15 protein-coding genes are annotated in these 18,831 nt (G+C 61.6%); 7 read left to right on the forward strand and 8 right to left on the reverse strand.

Going from position 1 to position 18,831, the window contains the following annotated elements; genetic code table 11:
• Window positions 1-101: 101 nt before the first annotated feature.
• A complete protein-coding gene (gene uvrD, locus FIV35_RS02665; protein WP_034101549.1) occupies window positions 102-2,285 on the reverse strand; it encodes a DNA helicase II in 2,184 nt (727 codons plus the stop codon).
• A gap of 268 nt (window positions 2,286-2,553) precedes the next feature.
• Between uvrD and FIV35_RS02670 the strand changes: the two genes are divergently transcribed.
• From FIV35_RS02670 to FIV35_RS02680, 3 genes are all read left to right on the forward strand, one after another.
• Entirely contained in the window at window positions 2,554-5,433 is a 2,880-nt protein-coding gene (locus FIV35_RS02670) for a GGDEF domain-containing phosphodiesterase (RefSeq protein WP_034139861.1), read from the forward strand.
• A 162-nt stretch (window positions 5,434-5,595) separates the two neighbouring features.
• Window positions 5,596-6,462: a transcriptional regulator HexR gene (gene hexR, locus FIV35_RS02675; protein WP_003187110.1), complete on the forward strand. Its 867-nt coding sequence runs from the start codon at window positions 5,596-5,598 to the stop codon at window positions 6,460-6,462.
• Window positions 6,463-6,610: 148 nt separating this feature from the next.
• Complete coding sequence (locus tag FIV35_RS02680; protein WP_080761500.1) at window positions 6,611-6,808, forward strand: PA3496 family putative envelope integrity protein; 198 nt, start codon at window positions 6,611-6,613, stop codon at window positions 6,806-6,808.
• Here the strand turns inward: FIV35_RS02680 and FIV35_RS02685 are convergent.
• Window positions 6,738-7,712 carry a LysR family transcriptional regulator gene (locus tag FIV35_RS02685; protein ID WP_034101547.1) on the reverse strand — a complete coding sequence of 325 codons (975 nt, stop codon included), beginning with the start codon at window positions 7,710-7,712 and terminating at the stop codon, window positions 6,738-6,740. The two genes, FIV35_RS02680 and FIV35_RS02685, sit on opposite strands and share 71 nt — an antisense overlap.
• A 196-nt stretch (window positions 7,713-7,908) precedes the next feature.
• Between FIV35_RS02685 and FIV35_RS02690 the strand changes: the two genes are divergently transcribed.
• Window positions 7,909-9,324, forward strand: coding sequence for an acetyl-CoA carboxylase biotin carboxylase subunit (locus FIV35_RS02690; protein WP_034101546.1), 1,416 nt, complete (start codon window positions 7,909-7,911; stop codon window positions 9,322-9,324).
• Window positions 9,325-9,424: 100 nt separating this feature from the next.
• Window positions 9,425-11,233 carry a sodium-extruding oxaloacetate decarboxylase subunit alpha gene (gene oadA / locus FIV35_RS02695; protein ID WP_034139860.1) on the forward strand — a complete coding sequence of 603 codons (1,809 nt, stop codon included), beginning with the start codon at window positions 9,425-9,427 and terminating at the stop codon, window positions 11,231-11,233.
• 74 nt (window positions 11,234-11,307) lie between these two features.
• Here oadA and FIV35_RS02700 read toward each other — a convergent pair whose 3' ends face one another.
• The 3 genes from FIV35_RS02700 to FIV35_RS02710 all read right to left on the reverse strand — a co-directional run bounded on the left by FIV35_RS02700 (window position 11,308) and on the right by FIV35_RS02710 (window position 14,413).
• On the reverse strand, window positions 11,308-12,618 hold the full coding sequence (locus FIV35_RS02700; protein WP_034139859.1) for an autotransporter outer membrane beta-barrel domain-containing protein: 1,311 nt from the start codon (window positions 12,616-12,618) through the stop codon (window positions 11,308-11,310).
• A gap of 173 nt (window positions 12,619-12,791) precedes the next feature.
• On the reverse strand, window positions 12,792-13,595 hold the full coding sequence (locus tag FIV35_RS02705; protein WP_034101543.1) for an amino acid ABC transporter permease: 804 nt from the start codon (window positions 13,593-13,595) through the stop codon (window positions 12,792-12,794).
• On the reverse strand, window positions 13,592-14,413 hold the full coding sequence (locus FIV35_RS02710; RefSeq protein ID WP_034101542.1) for an ABC transporter substrate-binding protein: 822 nt from the start codon (window positions 14,411-14,413) through the stop codon (window positions 13,592-13,594). The genes FIV35_RS02705 and FIV35_RS02710 overlap by 4 nt, the downstream gene beginning before the upstream one ends.
• 113 nt (window positions 14,414-14,526) lie before the next feature.
• On the opposite strand from FIV35_RS02710, the gene FIV35_RS02715 reads away from it, so the two are divergent.
• Window positions 14,527-15,426 carry a homocysteine S-methyltransferase family protein gene (locus tag FIV35_RS02715; RefSeq protein ID WP_034139858.1) on the forward strand — a complete coding sequence of 300 codons (900 nt, stop codon included), beginning with the start codon at window positions 14,527-14,529 and terminating at the stop codon, window positions 15,424-15,426.
• A 3-nt stretch (window positions 15,427-15,429) separates the two neighbouring features.
• Here FIV35_RS02715 and FIV35_RS02720 read toward each other — a convergent pair whose 3' ends face one another.
• The 3 genes from FIV35_RS02720 to FIV35_RS02730 are packed head-to-tail and all read right to left on the reverse strand — an operon-like array spanning window position 15,430 to window position 17,199.
• Window positions 15,430-16,107 (reverse strand): GNAT family N-acetyltransferase, encoded by a 678-nt coding sequence (locus FIV35_RS02720; RefSeq protein ID WP_034139857.1) that lies wholly within the window; start codon window positions 16,105-16,107, stop codon window positions 15,430-15,432.
• A 10-nt stretch (window positions 16,108-16,117) separates the two neighbouring features.
• Entirely contained in the window at window positions 16,118-16,564 is a 447-nt protein-coding gene (locus FIV35_RS02725; RefSeq protein ID WP_034139856.1) for a GNAT family N-acetyltransferase, read from the reverse strand.
• Window positions 16,561-17,199, reverse strand: a complete 639-nt coding sequence (locus tag FIV35_RS02730) for an FMN-binding negative transcriptional regulator (protein ID WP_034139855.1) — start codon at window positions 17,197-17,199, stop codon at window positions 16,561-16,563. The genes FIV35_RS02725 and FIV35_RS02730 overlap by 4 nt, the downstream gene beginning before the upstream one ends.
• Window positions 17,200-17,286: 87 nt before the next feature.
• On the opposite strand from FIV35_RS02730, the gene pdxR reads away from it, so the two are divergent.
• Window positions 17,287-18,822, forward strand: coding sequence for a MocR-like pyridoxine biosynthesis transcription factor PdxR (pdxR, locus tag FIV35_RS02735; RefSeq protein ID WP_034139854.1), 1,536 nt, complete (start codon window positions 17,287-17,289; stop codon window positions 18,820-18,822).
• The last annotated feature ends 9 nt before the right edge of the window (window positions 18,823-18,831 follow it).

Raw genomic sequence — 18,831 nt, forward strand, 5'->3', positions numbered from 1 at the left:
GGGCTTTTGCGTAGGACTGAATCCGAAAGATCTGTAGGACTAATTACAGATATGGGCCCGCGCTCGTTAAAAACAAGGATAACGAGCGGCAAGCCCGCAGTTCAGATCGCTTCGAGCTTGGCGTAACCCATCATCAGCCACTTGCTGCCTTCGGCGAAGTTCACCTGCACGCGGGCCTGGGCACCGGCGCCTTCGAAGTTGAGGATCACGCCTTCGCCGAAGATCGCATGCTTGACCTGCTGGCCAAGGCTGAACGGCGTTTCCGGAATCTCAGAACCGGCGAACATGTTGCTGGAGTTCTGCTGCTGGCCACCGCCGAATGGGCGACTGACGCTGTTGGACAAGCGCACTTCCTGGATCAGACCCTTTGGCACTTCGCGTACGAAGCGCGACACCTTGTTGTAGGTTTCGCTCCCGTACAGCCGTCGGGTCTCGGCGTAGGTCATCACCAGGTTCTGCATGGCCCGGGTAATGCCCACGTAGGCCAGGCGGCGTTCTTCCTCAAGGCGGCCGGGTTCTTCCAGGCTCATCTTGTGTGGGAACAGGCCTTCTTCCATGCCCACCAGGAACACGTACGGGAATTCCAGGCCCTTGGCGCTGTGCAGCGTCATCAGCTGAATGCTGTCTTCGTGCTCGTCGGCCTGGGTATCGCCGGCTTCCAGAGACGCATGGCCGAGGAATGCGGCGAGCGGGGTCAGTTCTTCGTCTTCCTCAGTGTTCTCGAATGCACGAGCCGCGCTGACCAGTTCCTCAAGGTTTTCCACCCGGGCCTGGCCTTTCTCGCCTTTTTCCGCTTCGTGATAGGCGATCAGTCCGGACTGCTCGATCACGGTCTGGGTCATCAAGTGCAGGGGCATTTCCGCGCACTTGGCCGCGAGGTTCTCGATCAGTTCGACAAACACGCCCAGCGCCCCGGCTGCGCGACCGGTCAAACCCTTGTTGGCGATCAGCAGGCGCATGGCCTCCCACATCGACACATCGGCGTGGCGGGCATGCTCGCGGATCGCTTCAACGGTTTTCTCACCAATGCCACGGGCCGGGATATTGATCACCCGCTCCAACGCCGCGTCGTTACCACGGCCTTCCAGCAAGCGCAGGTAGGCCATGGCGTTCTTGATTTCCGCGCGCTCGAAGAAGCGCTGGCCGCCATAAATGCGGTAGGGGATGCGCTCGCGCAACAAGGCTTCTTCCAGCACCCGCGATTGGGCGTTGGAGCGGTACAGAATGGCGATATCGCTGCGGGCGATGCCGGTTTTCAAGGCGCTTTCGATGGTTTCGACCACATAGCGCGCTTCATCGTGTTCGTTGAATGCGGCGTACAGGTTGATCGCTTCGCCTTCGCCGCCGTCGGTCCACAATTCCTTGCCCAGACGCCCGGTGTTGTTGGCGATCAAGGCGTTGGCGGCCTTGAGAATGCCGGCGGTGGAGCGGTAGTTCTGCTCCAGGCGGATAGTGACCGCGTCCGGGAAATCCTCGGAATACTGATAGATGTTCTCGATTTTCGCGCCGCGCCAGCCGTAGATCGACTGATCGTCGTCGCCCACCACCATCAGGCTGTCGCCGCCCTTGGCCAGCAGGCGCAACCACGCGTACTGCACGGCGTTAGTGTCCTGGAACTCGTCCACCAGAATGTGCCGGAAGCGCTTCTGGTAATGGGCCAGCAAGCCCGGGTTGTCGCGCCACAGGTCAAGGGCGCGCAGCAGCAATTCGGAGAAGTCGATCACGCCGGCGCGTACGCAAGCAGCCTCGTAGGCTTCATAAATGCTGCGCATGGTGGCCAGGAACAGGTCGCCACTGGCCTGAATATGTTGCGGGCGCAGGCCTTCGTCTTTCTGGCCGTTGATAAACCATTGGGCCTGACGCGCGGGCCAGCGTTGTTCATCGAGGCCCAACTCGCGAATCACGCGCTTGACCAGGCGTTGCTGGTCGTCGCTGTCCAGAATCTGGAAGGTCTGGCTCAGGCCCGCTTCCTGCCAGTGGGCACGCAACAGGCGATGCGCCAGGCCGTGGAAGGTGCCGACCCACATACCGGCCGGGCTGATGCCCATCAGCTGCTCGATGCGATGGCGCATCTCGGCGGCGGCCTTGTTGGTGAACGTCACCGACAGGATGGAGTGTGGCGATGCGTTCTCGACCTGGATCAACCAGGCGATACGGTGCACCAGCACTCGGGTTTTACCGGAGCCAGCACCGGCCAGGACCAACTGACGGCCAACGGGGGCTGCTACGGCCTGGCGTTGGGCATCGTTGAGGGAATTAAGCAAAAGAGAGAGATCATCGCGCATCGGCGCATTCTATGGCCCTCGGGGGAGTGGGGCAAATGCCAATGCCGGGCGGTCGAGACAAAACCATCGGCATGCTCCTTAGGGCGGTGAGGCGGATGACCGGTTAGTCAGGCGCCGCAGCCCGCGCGGTGTCTCGCTCAAGCCGTCTGGCCCAAAGGTTTGCGCGGCGCAGCCGTGAGGTTTTTATGACGTGGAGCAGTTTGGCCGGAGCGCTTGCTTGTGTATGCTCCGTCGACGTTTCGGGCTCACCATTATAAGAACACTGCCTATGACCCTCAGCACTGACCTGCCCAGCTCCTCGGCCGCGCCCGCGCCCGCGCAGGTTATTCACAAACAGTACGCCACCGAAATGGCCGTCGAACGCACACGCCTGTTGTATCAGGGGTCGCTGCTGCCGACCTTGTTGATGCTGGTCAACGGAGTGGTGTGTGCCTGGTTGTTGTGGAACCCCGCCCAATACCTGCTCGACAGCATCTGGCTGGTGTGGCTGCTGGCGTTGGTGGCGCTGCGCGTGATCCAGGTGGCGGCGTTCGATTCGGCCATGCCCAGCCGTCAGGCCAGGCCGATTTGGCGACGCATGTTCATGCTCGGTTCGGCAGTCAGCGGTCTGACCTTGGCCACCGCCGCCATCGCCCTGGCGCCGGTCAACAGCTTTATGCAGCAGGCCTGGGTGTTCGGCTTGATCGGAGCGGCCACGTTGTCGGCCAGCGTGGCGTATGCCGTGAGTTTTCCTGCGTTTCTGTCATTTGCTTTGCCCTGCCTGGTGCCTTCCATTGTTTATCTGTTCTGGAACGGCGAGCCGCAGCAACAAGGTTGGGGCGTACTCGGCCTGATTCTGCTGGCGTCCTTGAGCCTGGTGGCATGGCAGGTCAATCGCCTGATTCAGCGTGGCTTATTGCGTCGCTTTCAGAACCAGGCATTGATCGAGCATCTGCAGCAGGCGCAGCAGCGCAGTGAGCAGTTGAATCAGGACCTGGTGCGTGAAGTCGAGCAACGGCGTCAGGTCGAGCAGGAATTGCGCGACGTACAAGTCGGCTTGCAGGATCGCGTGGCGCAACGTAGCCAGGAACTAGACCTCGCCAGCCAGGCCCTGAATAAAAGCGAAGCGCGCCTGGCCATGGCGTTGCAGGCCAGTGAGTTGGGGCTGTGGGACTGGAACCTGCAAACCGACGAAGTGCATCACACCCAGATCAAAGAGCTGTTCGGCCTGGAGTCTGAATGCATCACGGCCATGCTCAGTCACCTCAAGCCGCGCCTGCACCCCGATGACCTGCCATTGCTCAAGCGCGCACTGGTAGAGCACCTCAAAGGCCGTAGCGAGGACTACCAGGTGGAATACCGTGTGCGGCACGCCGACGGTCGCTGGGTCTGGATCGAAGACCGCGGCCGTGCGGTTGAACATAGCCCCAGCGGGCGCGTGATCCGCATGCTCGGCACCCGCCGGGATATCAGCGCCGGCAAAGCCCTGGAAGAGCAACAGCGCCTGGCATCGACGGTGTTCGAGGCGGCCAGCGAAGGCATTGTAATCCTCGACCCGAACTACGTGCTGATTGCCGTCAACCAGGCGTTCAGCCGTGTCACCGGCTTTGATCGCGATGACATGCTGGGCCGCAACGTGGTGGAGTTGCCCAGCAGCCGCGATGCGCGGCGTCACTTCCCGATGATCCGTCAGGCACTGCTCACGCACGGCACCTGGCAGGGCGAATTGGTGGAAACGCGCAAGAACGGCGAACTCTACCCGCAATGGCTGCAATTGAATGTAGTGCGCGATGTTCGGGGAAACGTCAGTCATATCGTGGGATTCTTCGCCGATTTGTCGGCGCGCCGCGAGTCCGAAGAACGCATGCGTCACCTTACTCACTACGACGAACTGACCGGCCTGGCTAACCGCTCGCTGTTCCGTGAACGTCTGCGTGAAGCCCATCAAAGAGTGCGTAAAGGAGGGCGCAGCCTGGCGCTGCTGCACATCAATCTGGACCGCTTCAAGCTGCTCAATGACAGCCTGGGGCACGAAGTGGCCGACCAGCTACTGCAGAAAATGGCGCGCCGCCTGATCAACGCCTTGCCCGAGGCCGACACTATTGCGCGCTTGTCCGGCGATGAATTTGCCGTGTTGTTCGATGCCTACGGCAGCCTGTCGAGCCTGGCGCGGGTGGCCACGCGGCTGCTGGCCAAGCTGCGGGTGCCGGTCACGGTGGAGGGGCATGAATTGGTGGTCAGTGCGTCGATGGGTGTCAGCCTTTTGCCGGATAACGCACGGGAAATTTCCGCGCTGGTCAGCCAAGCCAACATGGCCATGCAACATGCCAAGCATCTGGGCGGCAACAACTTCCAGTTCTACACCGACAGCCTGCAAGCCAGCACCCTGGAGCGCTTGCAGCTGGAAAACCACCTGCGCAAAGCCATCGAAGAGCGCCAGCTCAGCGTGTTCTACCAGCCCAAGTTGTGCCTGGCCACCGGCAAGCTCAACGCCGCCGAGGCGCTGATCCGCTGGGAGCATCCGCAGTGGGGCATGGTGCCGCCGGCCGAGTTTATCGGCCTGGCCGAGGAGACCGGCCTGATCGTGCCGCTGGGGGAGTTCGTGTTGCGTGAAGCCTGCTGGCAGGCGTGCGAATGGCAGCGTCAGGGGTTGGCGCCGATTCGGGTGTCGGTGAATTTGTCGGTGCACCAACTGCGTCAGGGCAAACTGGTCAGCCTGGTGCGCCAGGTGTTGGAGGAAACCGGTCTGGACCCGCAGTACCTGGAGCTGGAACTCACCGAAAGTCAGTTGCTCGACAGCGTCGAACACATCATTGCGACCTTCCAGCAATTACGCGATCTAGGCGTGAAGCTGGCCATCGATGACTTTGGCACGGGGTATTCGTCCCTCAGTTACCTCAAGCGCATTCCGGTGGATTACGTAAAGATCGATCAAACGTTTATTCGCGGCCTGGGCCAAGGTCGCGAAGACGCGGCGATCACTCGCGCGATCATCGCCATGGCCCACGGCTTGGCGCTCAAGGTGGTGGCCGAAGGGGTGGAAGATCACCAGCAGTTGGATTTCCTGCGCGCAGAGCAGTGCGACGAGGTGCAGGGCTATCTGATCAGTCGGCCGATGCAGGCCGAGGGGGTGGCGGATTTGTTACGGAAAAATGCGGATTTTCCTTAGGGGCGCCGAGGGCGCCATTGTGGCTACAAAGCGTCTGCCCTTTGAATCAGAGGGCAGCAGGGCGATTTAGTGACGTGTTGGACGGGCAAAAGCGCAATTCTTGTAGTATAACTACAAGCTTGCTACATCCCCTGGCCCTGCCAATAACAAGAGTCCTGCCCTTTGAACCTGTTGCAACATATCGCCCAGTCGCGCCACCTGTTACGCAAATCGGAACTCAAGGTTGCCGATCATGTGCTGCTTGACCCTGCGGCTGTGATGCACAGTTCCATGGCCGACCTGGCCCACAGCGTGGGCATCAGCGAACCGACCATCGTGCGTTTTTGCCGCGCCATCGGTTGTTCCGGGTTCCAGGACTTAAAACTCAAACTGGCCCAAAGCCTGGCTGCTGGCGCCAGCTTTGGTCAGTTCGCGATTCACGAAGACGATTCCGTCGCCGACTACAGCCTGAAAATCTTCGACACCACCTTGCACACCCTGATGGAAGTGCGCGAAAAGCTCGACCCGGTGGCGCTGCAAAAAGCCGTGACGGCCATGTCTCAGGCCCAGCGTGTGGAGTTTTACGGTTTTGGCGCCTCCGGTGCGGTAGCGGCCGATGCCCAGCACAAATTCTTCCGTCTATTGCTCACGGCGGCGGCCTACAGCGACCCGCATATGCAGGCGATGTCGGCCGTGACCTTGAAGCCGACCGACGTAGCGATCTGCATTTCCCAGTCGGGCCGCTCCAAGGACCTGCTGATCACCGCCAACCTGGTGCGTGAAAGCGGTGCGTCGTTGATCACCCTGTGCCCGAGCCAGACGCCATTGGCGGAACTGTCCACGGTCAATCTGGCCATCGATGTGCACGAAGACACTGAAATCTACACCCCGCTGACCTCACGTATCGCCCATCTGGTGGTGATCGATGTGTTGGCCATGGGCGTGGCCATGGCGCGCGGGCCGAGCCTGGTCAATCACCTCAAGAGCGTGAAGCGCAGCTTGCGCAGCCTGCGTCTCTCGCCCAAATCCGTCAAAGCCCTCGACGACTGAACGCTGTAGATACAGGCAAATGTGGGAGGGCGCTTGCCCTCTCCGACATTGGATTGTCCTGTGTGTCCAGAATCTTCATCAGGCTGTCATCGCCCCGTCATCCCCCAAGGCCATCCTGAACTCCCGTACTCGCATTGGGAGATTCCAAATGGCACGTCCCTACGAAGACAGCAACAGCGCCGTCAAGACCCGTCGTCAGCAGGAAGACCAGCGCCGCATGGCGTTTCGTCGCGCAATCGAAGACCGTTGTGAGGAGCGCCAATTGCTCCAGAGCATCAGTGACTACCCGGAACTTCATTGGCAGGCACCCGCGGCCGCCCAGCGAAGCGCTCAGCCAGCGCGCTGATCTGCACCCGTTCGCTGCGGATAAAGCCCAGGAACGCATGGGCCACCGGTGACAGGCGCTTGGCCTTGGCCTGCACCAGGCACCAACTGCGGTAAAGCGGCAGCTCTTCCACCGGCAGCTCTTTGAGCCCGCCGGTGGCCAGTTCCAGGTTCAGGGCGTGGCGGGTCAGCAGGGCGATGCCCAGGCCGGCCACCACGCATTCGCGCTGCGCTTCGGCCGAGGCTACTTCCACCGTCTGGGTGAAGTGCACACGTTTTTCCTTGAAGTACTCTTCGCAGGCCAGCCGTGTACCGGAGCCGGGCTCGCGCAGCAGCAAAGTGTAGGGTTCCAGGTCTTGCAGGCGCAGTGGGCCTTGCAGGCTCAGCGGATGATCCGGCAACGCCACGGCGACGATGGGGTTATTCAGGAAGGGCAGGAATTCCAGGCCCATGTCCTGGGGCACCATGGACATGATCACCAGGTCGTCCCGGTTGTCCGAGAGGCGGCGGATCACCTGGGCGCGGTTGACCACGGTCAGTTGCAGTTGCACCTCCGGGTGCTGGCGCTTGAAGGCGGCGAACAGGTGCGGCACGAAGTACTTGGCGCTGGACTCCACCGCCAGCTTCAACTGGCCTTGCAGCGAGCCCTGCATGTCCGACAACTGCATATCGAGGTTTTCCAGGCGCCCGAAGATATCGCGGCTGGCCCGTTGCAGAGCCTCGGCGGCCTCGGTCATATAGAGTTTCTTGCCGACATAGTCGAACAGCGGCTGGCCGATCAGCTCTTCGAGCTGGCGGATTTGCAGGCTGACCGCCGGTTGTGTCAGGGACATTTCCTCGGCGGCGCGGCTGTAAGAACGCAAATCGCACACTTCATTGAAGATTTGCAATTGACGCAACGTCATACGCATCAATGACTTACGCATTATTTCATTCCTTTCGCCCAAGGCCGTCCGGCCAACTATAAGTCTTTACTTATGCACGACCCAATAATTATTGATTTTTGTTAATCCCTTGCGCGGCTTAGTGTGTGTCTCGCGACTGACCTGAAACATTTGGTCACGCGTCGACCCGGCTTCAGCGGGTCGAAGAACGCAGCAATCGGCTCAAGGGAATTTCCAAGTGATAAAAAAGATCCTGATCGCCAACCGCGGTGAAATTGCCGTCCGCATCGTGCGGGCGTGCGCCGAGATGGGTATCCGTTCGGTCGCGGTCTATTCCGATGCCGACCGCCACGCGTTGCACGTCAAACGGGCCGACGAAGCCCACAGCATCGGCGCCGAGCCTCTGGCGGGCTACCTCAACCCGCGCAAGCTGGTGAACCTGGCGGTGGAAACCGGTTGCGATGCCCTGCACCCTGGCTATGGTTTCCTGTCGGAAAACGCTGAATTGGCGGATATCTGCGCCGAACGTGGGATCAAGTTCATCGGCCCCGCCGCTGAAGTGATCCGCCGCATGGGCGACAAGACCGAAGCGCGCCGCAGCATGATCAAGGCCGGCGTGCCGGTTACCCCCGGCACCGAAGGCAACGTGGCCGACATCCACGAAGCGCTCACCGAAGGCGACCGTATCGGTTACCCGGTGATGCTCAAGGCCACGTCCGGTGGTGGCGGTCGCGGCATCCGTCGCTGCAACAGCCGCGAAGAACTCGAACAAGCCTTCCCCCGCGTCATCTCCGAAGCCACCAAAGCTTTCGGTTCGGCGGAAGTGTTCCTGGAAAAATGCATCGTCAATCCTAAGCACATCGAGGCGCAGATCCTCGGTGACAGCTTTGGCAACGTGGTGCATTTGTTCGAGCGCGATTGCTCGATCCAGCGCCGTAACCAAAAGTTGATCGAGATTGCCCCCAGCCCGCAGCTGACCCCCGAACAGCGCGCCTACATCGGTGACCTGTCGGTGCGCGCGGCCAAAGCCGTGGGGTACGAGAACGCCGGCACCGTAGAGTTCCTGCTCGCCGAGGGCGAGGTGTACTTCATGGAGATGAACACCCGGGTGCAGGTGGAACACACCATCACCGAAGAAATCACCGGGATCGACATCGTTCGTGAGCAGATCCGCATCGCCTCGGGCCTGCCGTTGTCGGTGAAACAGGAAGACATCCAGCACCGTGGCTTTGCGTTGCAGTTCCGTATCAACGCCGAAGACCCGAAGAACAATTTCCTGCCCAGCTTCGGCAAGATCACCCGTTACTACGCCCCCGGCGGCCCCGGCGTGCGCACCGACACGGCGATCTACACCGGTTACACCATCCCGCCGTTCTACGACTCCATGTGCCTGAAACTGGTGGTCTGGGCGTTGACCTGGGAAGAAGCCATGGACCGCGGCCTGCGTGCCCTGGACGACATGCGCCTGCAAGGCGTGAAGACCACCGCCGCCTACTATCAGGAAATCCTGCGCAACCCGGAATTCCGCAGCGGCCAGTTCAACACCAGTTTTGTGGAAAGCCACCCTGAGCTGACCAACTACTCGATCAAGCGCAAACCCGAAGAGCTGGCCCTGGCCATCGCCGCCGCCATTGCCGCGCATGCGGGTTTATGAATAAACAGCGGCAAGTTGTCAGCGGCAAGCTGCAAGTAAAGGCAGATTGGCTTTTTCTTGCGGCTTGTAGCTTGAAACTTGCCGCTATGAGGAGATACCAATGACTAAAAAGATCTTCGTTACTGACACCATCCTGCGCGACGCCCACCAATCGTTGCTGGCCACCCGCATGCGCACCGACGACATGCTGCCGATCTGCGACAAGCTCGACAAAGTCGGCTACTGGTCCCTGGAAGTCTGGGGCGGCGCAACCTTCGACGCCTGCGTGCGCTTCCTCAAGGAAGACCCATGGGAGCGCCTGCGCAAACTGCGCGCCGCGTTGCCCAACACGCGCCTGCAAATGCTGCTGCGTGGGCAGAACCTGCTGGGATACCGCCACTACAGCGATGACGTGGTCAAAGCCTTCGTGGCCAAGGCGGCTGTAAATGGCATCGACGTATTCCGCATTTTCGATGCGATGAACGACGTGCGTAACCTGCGCGTGGCCATCGAAGCGGTGAAGGCCGCCGGCAAACATGCCCAAGGCACCATCGCCTACACCACCAGCCCCGTGCACACCGTCGAGGCATTCGTCGCCCAGGCCAAGCAGTTGGAATCCATGGGCTGCGACTCCATCGCGATCAAGGACATGGCTGGCCTGCTGACGCCGTACGCCACCGGCGAACTGGTCAAGGCGCTGAAAGCCGAGCAGAGCCTGCCGGTGTTTATCCACTCCCACGACACCGCCGGCCTGGCTGCGATGTGCCAACTCAAGGCCATCGAAAACGGTGCCGACCATATCGACACCGCCATCTCCAGCTTCGCCTGGGGCACCAGCCACCCAGGCACCGAATCGATGGTCGCCGCCCTTAAGGGCAGTGAGTTCGACACCGGCCTCGATCTGGAGCTGCTGCAAGAGATCGGCCTGTACTTCTACGCGGTGCGTAAGAAGTACCACCAGTTCGAGAGCGAATTCACCGCAGTCGACACCCGCGTGCAAGTCAACCAGGTGCCGGGCGGCATGATTTCCAACCTGGCCAACCAGCTCAAAGAGCAGGGCGCCCTCAACCGCATGAGCGAAGTGCTGGCGGAAATCCCGCGGGTACGCGAAGACCTCGGTTTCCCACCGTTGGTGACCCCGACCTCGCAAATCGTCGGCACCCAGGCGTTCTTCAACGTGCTGGCCGGTGAGCGCTACAAGACCATCACCAACGAAGTGAAGTTGTACCTGCAAGGTGGCTACGGCAAAGCGCCGGGCGTGGTGAACGAAAAACTGCGCCGTCAGGCCATTGGCAGCGAAGACGTGATCGACGTGCGCCCGGCTGACCTGCTCAAGCCAGAAATGACCAAGCTGCGTGGGGAAATCGGTGGGCTGGCCAAGTCTGAAGAAGACGTGCTGACCTACGCCATGTTCCCGGACATCGGGCGCAAGTTCCTTGAAGAGCGCGAAGCCGGGACGCTGGCGCCGGAAGTGCTGTTGCCGATCCCAGAAGCCGGCGGCGTGGCCCGTGCCGGTGGCGAAGGGGTGCCGACCGAGTTCGTCATTGACGTGCACGGCGAAAGCTACCGCGTCGACATCACTGGTGTAGGCGTGAAGGCCGAAGGCAAGCGCCACTTCTACCTGTCCATCGACGGCATGCCGGAAGAAGTGGTGTTCGAACCGCTCAATGAATTCGTCAGCAGCGGCGGTAACCAGCGCAAGCACGCCACGGCGCCGGGCCATGTGAGCACCGCGATGCCGGGCAATATCGTCGATGTACTGGTCAAGGAAGGCGACATGGTCAAAGCCGGTCAGGCTGTGTTGATCACCGAAGCCATGAAGATGGAGACCGAAGTGCAGGCCGCCATTGCCGGTAAGGTGACGGCCGTGCATGTGGCCAAGGGCGATCGGGTCAACCCTGGCGAAATCCTGATTGAAATCGAAGGCTGATACAGCCTTCGATACAACCGCTTAATCCTCGGGGGAGCAGGTGCTCCCCTTTTTTTTGCGCCGGATTTGACGCCTTAGAACGCCATCGCCCACTGCCCCATCAAGCCTTGGTTGCGACTGTGGCTGCCGAAGGCGGCGGTGTAAGTCAGGCCCACGCTGTGTTCGGCCGACAGTGCCAGATCCAGGCCGGTGCGCAGGGTCAGGTTATCTCGGTCCAGGGACGTGCCGCCGATGGTGAACTCGCTGTTGAAGTCTTCGCGTTTCTCCTCAACGAACGACTGACGCACGCGACTGCTCACGTCGCCATACAGGTGTTTCCAACTGGCGCTCAGGTTCGGTTTGAGGGTCATCTGGTTATCCAGCGTGAAGTCCTTGGCCACCCGCAGACCCAAGGTGCTGCTGAGGTTTTGTTGAGTCTGAGACCCGACATTCAGCGCGCTGTAGCCGCCTTTTTCCTGAAAACCCTGACGGTGATAACGCGCGAAGCCGATACCGGCAAACGGTTCGGCGCGTAGGTCGCCGGTGTCCAATCGATAGCCCAATTCGGCGAATACATTCTGGCTGACGGCCTTGTATTGGCCGGTGAGATGTTCGCGGTAATCGATGAAATTGAAATCGACCTCGCGCTTGTTTTGCCCCGCGTGGCGGCTGTACAGCGCACCCAGGCGCAGTGCAATCGGCCCGTCCTGACGTGCCGCGTAAGCGCCCAGGTGCCAGCTGTCCACGTCGCCCTTGAAACGACCGGCGCTGAGGTCGCTAGCGGATTTGGCGCCCACCAGGCCGATCCGCCAAGCTTGATCGAGGGACCAGTCGGCACCCAGCAACACGCCTTGGCGACGCTGTTTCAAACCGGCGCTGCCGTGTTGTGCGTCGAGATTGCCGCTGCTTCCAAAGGCCTGCAGCCACACGCGGCCTGCCTCGTCGGTGTCGTTATCCAACTGGCGGATGGCCGAAAGCAGGCTGGCGTTCAAAGGCTCCAAGCTGGCTTGGGTGGCCGTGCCTAGGTTGGCGTTATGGCTGCCCGCCAGTTGCTCAAGCCAAACCCCCAGGCGACCGGGTTCGAGGCTGGCGAGATACTGCGCGTAATGTTCCAGATGGTATTTCTCCCGTGGGCCGAATTCATCCGATGCCAGCAGTTCGTCTACCGCCGCATCCAACACACGGGCCACGCTCAGGCCGTTGCGGCTGAGGGCACGGTCGGCGAAATAAAAGTCTTCCGGTGCGGGCGTCACCGGCTGATAAGGGTGTTTGGTGCTGCTCATTCTAAGTGGCTGCAGCACTTCATCCTCTGGCGCCATATCGCCGCGAGCCTGTGCATGTTGAGCCCCGATTGCACCCAATGCCAAGGTGATGGCGAGTGCGAATTGCTTGTGTATGAGCGGCATGTAAACCCACCTCGTGATGTATGAGGCGGGGAATTTAGCGAGGTGTCTGGGGGATAACTGTCAGGCCGGTTGCTGCGGGTTTGCGGGAGATGTCTCTAGTCCGTTGCGATAAAACAATTCGTTAAATCTGCACAGCATTGAGTGCACGGTGAATCAGGCGCGATCGACACCCTTCACCCCCGCCCCGCATAGCCCTTGCCGTAGTGCCGCTCCATGCGTGCCTGGATCAGTTCCAGGCCCAGGGACATCACCCAGTAGATGATCGCGGCGGTGGTGAGCATCTCGATGTAGCGGTAGCTCGAACGGCCGTAGGACTGCGCCAGGAACATCACTTCCCATACGCCCATCACCGAGATCAGTGACGAGTCCTTGAGCATCGAGATGAACTGGTTGGTGGCCGGCGGGATGATGGTGCGCATGGCCTGGGGCAGGGTGACGTGCCAGAAGATCTCACGGTCGCGCATGCCCAGGGCCAGGGCGGCTTCCCGTTGGCCCTGGGGGACGCCAAGGATGCCGGCGCGGAAAATCTCGCTCAGGTACGCGCCGTAGTTCAGTGAAAGCGCGATGATCCCGGCGACGATTGCGCCCGGCACCAGCCCCAGTTGCGGCAGGCCCAGGTAGATCAGCAGGATTTGAATCAGCAGCGGCGTGCCGCGGAAGAACGACGCATAGAAACTGGCAATGCCAAAGGCCACGGCGCTTTTCGACAGGCGCCCCAGGGCAGTGATAAAGCCCAGCACCGACGACGCCAGCATCGAGCACAGACACAGGAACAGTGTCAGCGCCGCGCCCTGCAGGAAGCCATTGGGCGCCAGGTGCACGCCGACCAGGTTGGGCAGCTTGTCGAGGATGATCGAGAACTTCAGGTCAAAGCTCAGGAAGAAGCTGGCGAACAGGGCAAACAATGCCGCCCAGGTCAGGTACAGGCGCGTGCGAAAACCGAACAGCCCGCGCGCAGGTTTGGGGAGATGACTCATTGGCTGATGTCGGCACCGATCCATTTTTGCGACAGCTTGCTCAAGGTGCCGTCCTGTTTCAACTGCGCGAAGACTTCACGCACTTTGCTGTCCCACTGCGGGTCGCCTTTTTCGATGGCTACCGAGTTGGGCTCGGCATACAGGGGCTCGCCAGCCAGCTTGAAGCGCTTGTCTTGATTCAGGCGCGGCTGGGCAGTGACCAGGTTGGTGAGGATCGCATCCAGGCGTACGCCCGCGCCCAGGCCGAGGTCCTGAAATGCCACGTTGTCGGTGTCGTACGGTGCGATTTGCACGTCTTCGAACGGGTACTGCAACTGCGTGTCCTCAGCGCCTTCGATCACCAGGTTTTTATTCAGGTAGCTTTCATAGCTGGAGGCACTGGTCAGGCCGACCTTTTTGCCGCTCAGGTCCTTGGCGCCGTGGATGCGCTCATCCTTGGCGTTGACCACAATCACCGCAGGCGAGGCGTAGTACTCAACCGGGAAGTCGAACACCTCGGCGCGCGCTTTGCTTGGGGTCATGGAGCAGATGCAGATGTCATAGCGCCCGCTCCAGCGGCCGGCGGCGATCACGTCCCAGGACGGCGTTTCCAGGCGCAGCTTCACGCCCAATTTCTGCGCCACGGCCTTGGCCACGTCGACATCGAAGCCGTCGAGCTGGTTCTGATCGTTGAGAAACGAAAACGGCGGGTAGCTTTCCATCAGCACGCCCACCAGTTCTTTTTTCTGTTCGATCCGATCCAGCGTGGCGCCGCCAAAGGCTTGGGTTGAAGCGGCCAGCATCGTCAGGCCCAGGGCCAATAGCGGTTTGAGTTTCAAAATGAACACCTGATTAAAAAAGAAGTTGTTATTAACCGATTGGTACGCATTAAATAGTTATAAGAACGACTCTCATAGTGAGTTATTTTCATAAGCATATGAGTAAAAGCTATATGGGCGCTAAAAGCACAGTAATTCTCGACGGCGGCATGGGCCGTGAACTGCAACGGCGCGGCGCGCCCTTCCGGCAGCCGGAGTGGTCGGCGCTGGCCCTGAGCGAGGCCCCGCAAGCGGTAGAGGCGGTGCACGCGGCCTACATCGACAGCGGCGCCGACGTGATCACCAGCAACAGCTACGCCGTGGTGCCGTTCCATATCGGCGAAGCGCGCTTTGCCGCCGAAGGCCAGGCCCTGGCGGCGTTGGCGGGTGAATTGGCGCGCCGCGCAGCGGACGCCTCGGGCAAAGCGGTGCGCGTGGCGGGGTCGTTGCCGCCGTTATTCGGCTCGTACCGGCCGGATCTGTTCGAGCCGGCGCGAGTGTCCGAATTGCTCACGCCTTTGGTGCAGGGCCTGGCGCCCTATGTCGACCTGTGGCTGGCGGAAACCCAGAGTTCCATCGCCGAGGCGCGGGCGATCCACGCCGGTCTGCCAAAGGACGGCAAGCCATTCTGGCTGTCGTTTACCTTGAAAGACGAAGACACCGATGAAGTGCCGCGCCTGCGTTCCGGCGAGCCGGTGGCGGACGCGGCCGAGGCGACGGCGCAATTGGGTGTACAGGTGCTGCTGTTCAACTGCAGCCAGCCTGAAGTGATTGGCGCGGCGATCGATGCGGCGCGTCAGACCTTCGAACGCCTGGGCGTGCAGATCCAGATCGGCGCCTACGCCAATGCCTTCCCGCCGCAACCCAAGGAAGCCACGGCCAACGACGGCCTGGACCCGCTGCGCGAAGACCTCGACCCGCCGGGCTACCTGCAATGGGCTGCCGACTGGCAGGCCCGTGGCGCCAGTCACCTGGGCGGCTGCTGCGGGATCGGGCCGGAGCATATTGCGGTGCTGGCGCAGAAGCTGAACTGACGTTTAAAGCGCCTGGCGGAACTCCGCCAGGCTCTTGAGCTGCCCCGAAGCGGTCTGATTGGCCTCCGATAACCATTGCTCAAAAGCCGCGCCCACCACCGGCCATTCCCCGTCCAAAATCGAATACCACGCCGTGTCCCGGTTCTGCCCCTTGACCACCATGTGCTGGCGGAACACCCCTTCAAAACTGAACCCCAACCGTTCGGCCGCGTACTTGGAGCGGGCGTTGCCGTTGTTGCATTTCCACTCCAGGCGGCGATAGCCCTGCTCGAAGGCGTACTTGGCCAGCAAGTACACCGCTTCGGTGCTTTTCGGCGAACGCTGCATCGGTGCGCCAAAGGTGACGTGGCCGATTTCGATGCGGCCCTGGGCCGGCACGATCGACATCAGGCTGAGGATGCCTTGCACCTCGCCGCTGGCGCGGTCGATCACGCTGAAGAAATACGGGTCGCCGTTGGCCGCGTGGTTGTTCAGCCAGGCATCGAACGCGGTGCGCTCGGTAAACGGGCCATAGGGCAAGTAATCCCACAGTTTGGGGTCGGCGCCGGGGCCTTCGAGGGCTTGCCACAGTTGCTCGGCGTGGCGTGCGGGGTCGAGTTTTTCCAGGCGGATAAAGCGCCCTTCGAGCAGTTGAGCGGAGGGGGCCGGGGCACCTTTCCAGTCGGCGAGGGAAGTGGGCATGCTGCGCTCCTTAAAGACCTTGGCGAAATTGAATGAAACCCGGACGTTCGGCGATGCGTTCATACAGTTGGATCGCGGTGGCATTGGTTTCGTGGGTCAGCCAGTGCACCTTGCAGCAACCGTCGGCTTTGGCGGTGGCGTAGACGAATTCGATCAGTTTGCGACCCACGCCGGTGCCGCGTTGGGCGGGGTCCACCAACAGATCCTGCAGGTAGCAGGAATTCTCGATGCTCCAGTTGGAGCGATGGTAGATGAAGTTGACCATGCCCACCGCCTTGCCGTCCTGCCAGGCCAGCGCCGAATGGGTCGGTTCTCTGGGGTCGATCAGGCGCTGCCAGGTGCTTTGGGTGACGGCGTCCGGCAGTTCGGTGTTGTAGAACTTCAAGTACGCCTGCCACAGCGGCAGCCAGGCGGCTTGGTCGGCGGCGGTGACTGGGCGGATGTCGATCTGGCTCATTCAGCAACTCCTTGGGGAATAAAGCGGGCGAGGGTCTGGTCGCGTACGTCGTCGCTGGCCGCCAGGCCGTTACGCACGCCGTTGATGTCGGCCTGGCTGCGGTTCTGGCTCAGCTTGCGTTTGCCGATCACGCGCTCGATGGGCAGGGCGAAGCCAACGATGGCCTTGAGCATGCCGTCAATGTAATCGGCCGGCGCATCGCTGACGGCCCACGGCTGCGGGCGGCCGCCTTCGTGGCGATCGGTCAAAGCGCTGACCACGGCCAGCAAGCGCTCGGCATCGGTGAACACCTCGGCCTTGCCGTAGGCGTGCACCGCCAGGTAATTCCAAGTGGGCACGACTTTGCCGTGTTCGGCCTTGGCCGGGTAGAACGCGGGGCTGACGTAGGCGTCGGCGCCAGCAAAGATCACCAAGGCTTCAGCGCCGTTTTGCAAGTCGCGCCACTGTGGATTGGCCTTGGCCATATGCCCGTACAACGTGCCATTGGCGCCCTCATCGGGGTTGAGCAACAGCGGCAGGTGGCTGGCTTGCAAGCCGTGTTCGCCGACGCTGACCAACTGCGCCAGACGGGTGTGCTGGATCAATTGCTGGATTTCTGGCAAGTCGTCGAGGGCAAAGGCGCGCGGTGTGTACATGATTATTTTCCTTGGCGAATGGCTGCATCCTAGGCAGGCTAATGGTCTGTTGTAAGAGCCATCTGTGGCCAATTTCATAGGTCCAATATGTCGCCCATCGCACCGCCTTTGTCATTCAACCCCGCCGGTATCGAGCTGGACCGCCGCCAGGGCCTGACCCGCCAGCTCTACGACGCCCTGCGCCAGCGTGTATTGGATGGGCGCTTGGTTGGCGGCACGCGCTTGCCCGCCAGCCGTGATCTGGCGGCGGCCTTGGCGATTTCCCGTAACAGCGTGGTGCGCGCCTACGATCAGCTGTATGCCGAAGGCTTTATCGAAGGGCGGGTGGGAGACGGCACCTATGTTGCCCAATTGCCGACCGCTGAAAAACTATCCACAAAACTGTCCACAGGGTTATCACCAGGCTTATCCCCAGCCTTATCCACAAATTGGCTGGATTTACCGGTTAATTCGCTCCCGAAAGTTATCCACAAGGCTGGATTGGGCCGCTTGGAAAACAACCATTTGCCGCCGCCGCCGGCTGGCCCGCCGAAGGCGTTTCGTGTCGGCGTGCCGGCCTTCGATCTGTTCCCGTTTGAGGTCTGGGCCAAGCTCAACGGGGCTTTCTGGCGCAAGCCGAACCTGGAGCAGCTGTGCTACGGCGACCCTGCCGGAGACGGTCGCCTGCGTGGCTTGATCGCGGCGTACCTGCGCAGTTCGCGGGGCATGCAGTGCTGCGCTGAGCAAATAGTGATCACCAGTGGCGCGCAGCAGGCGATCAGCCTTTGTGCACAGCTGCTGGTGGAGCCCGGTGACGGCGTGGCGGTGGAAAATCCGGGCTATCGCGCCGCGGGCCATGCCTTCGCCCTGGCCGGTGCGCACCTGCATGGTGTGCCGGTGGATGCCGACGGCATCGAGTGTGAGGTGCTCGATACCTTGGCTGACTGCCGCGTGGCCTATGTCACGCCGTCCCATCAGTACCCGCTCGGGGTGGTAATGAGCCTGGCGCGGCGCCTGGAACTGCTGGCCTGGGCCGAGCGCACGGGCGGCTGGATTATCGAGGACGACTACGATGGCGAATACCGCTACAGCGGTGCACCGCTGTCGCCCCTGGCTGCGCTGGATCGTAGCGGCCGGGTGCTGTACGTCGGCACGTTCGGCAAAGTCGCATTTCCGGCTTTGCGCCTGGGCTACCTGGTGTTACCGCCGGGGCTGGTGGATGCGTTCTCGCGGCGCCGCGCCGTGGACATGCGCCACTCGGAAGTCAGTACCCAGGCAGTCATGGCCGAATTCATGGCGGCGGGGCACTTTCAACGGCATATCCGCCGCATGCGCCGCGCCGCGCTGAGTCGGCGCAACACCTTGCTGGCAGGCTGGCCGGCGGCGCTGCCGGGGGTAGGCGAGTTGCCCACCGTGGCAGCGGGCCTGCACCTGACCGTGCGGGTGGACAGCCTCGCCCGGGAGCAACAATTGTTGGCACAGGCCCGCGCGGTGGATGTCGAGGTCAATGGCCTGAGCAGCTATTGGCTGCCGCACTCGGCCATTGCGCCGGATCAGCGCGCCGGCCTGGTGCTGGGGTTCGCCGCCGTGCCCGAGGCGGCCATCGCCCAGGCCTTGATGCGACTGCGTAAAGCCTGGTTATGACTGTGGCGA

Source organism: Pseudomonas rhodesiae (assembly GCF_007858255.1).
In the GTDB taxonomy this organism is placed as follows: domain Bacteria; phylum Pseudomonadota; class Gammaproteobacteria; order Pseudomonadales; family Pseudomonadaceae; genus Aquipseudomonas; species Aquipseudomonas rhodesiae.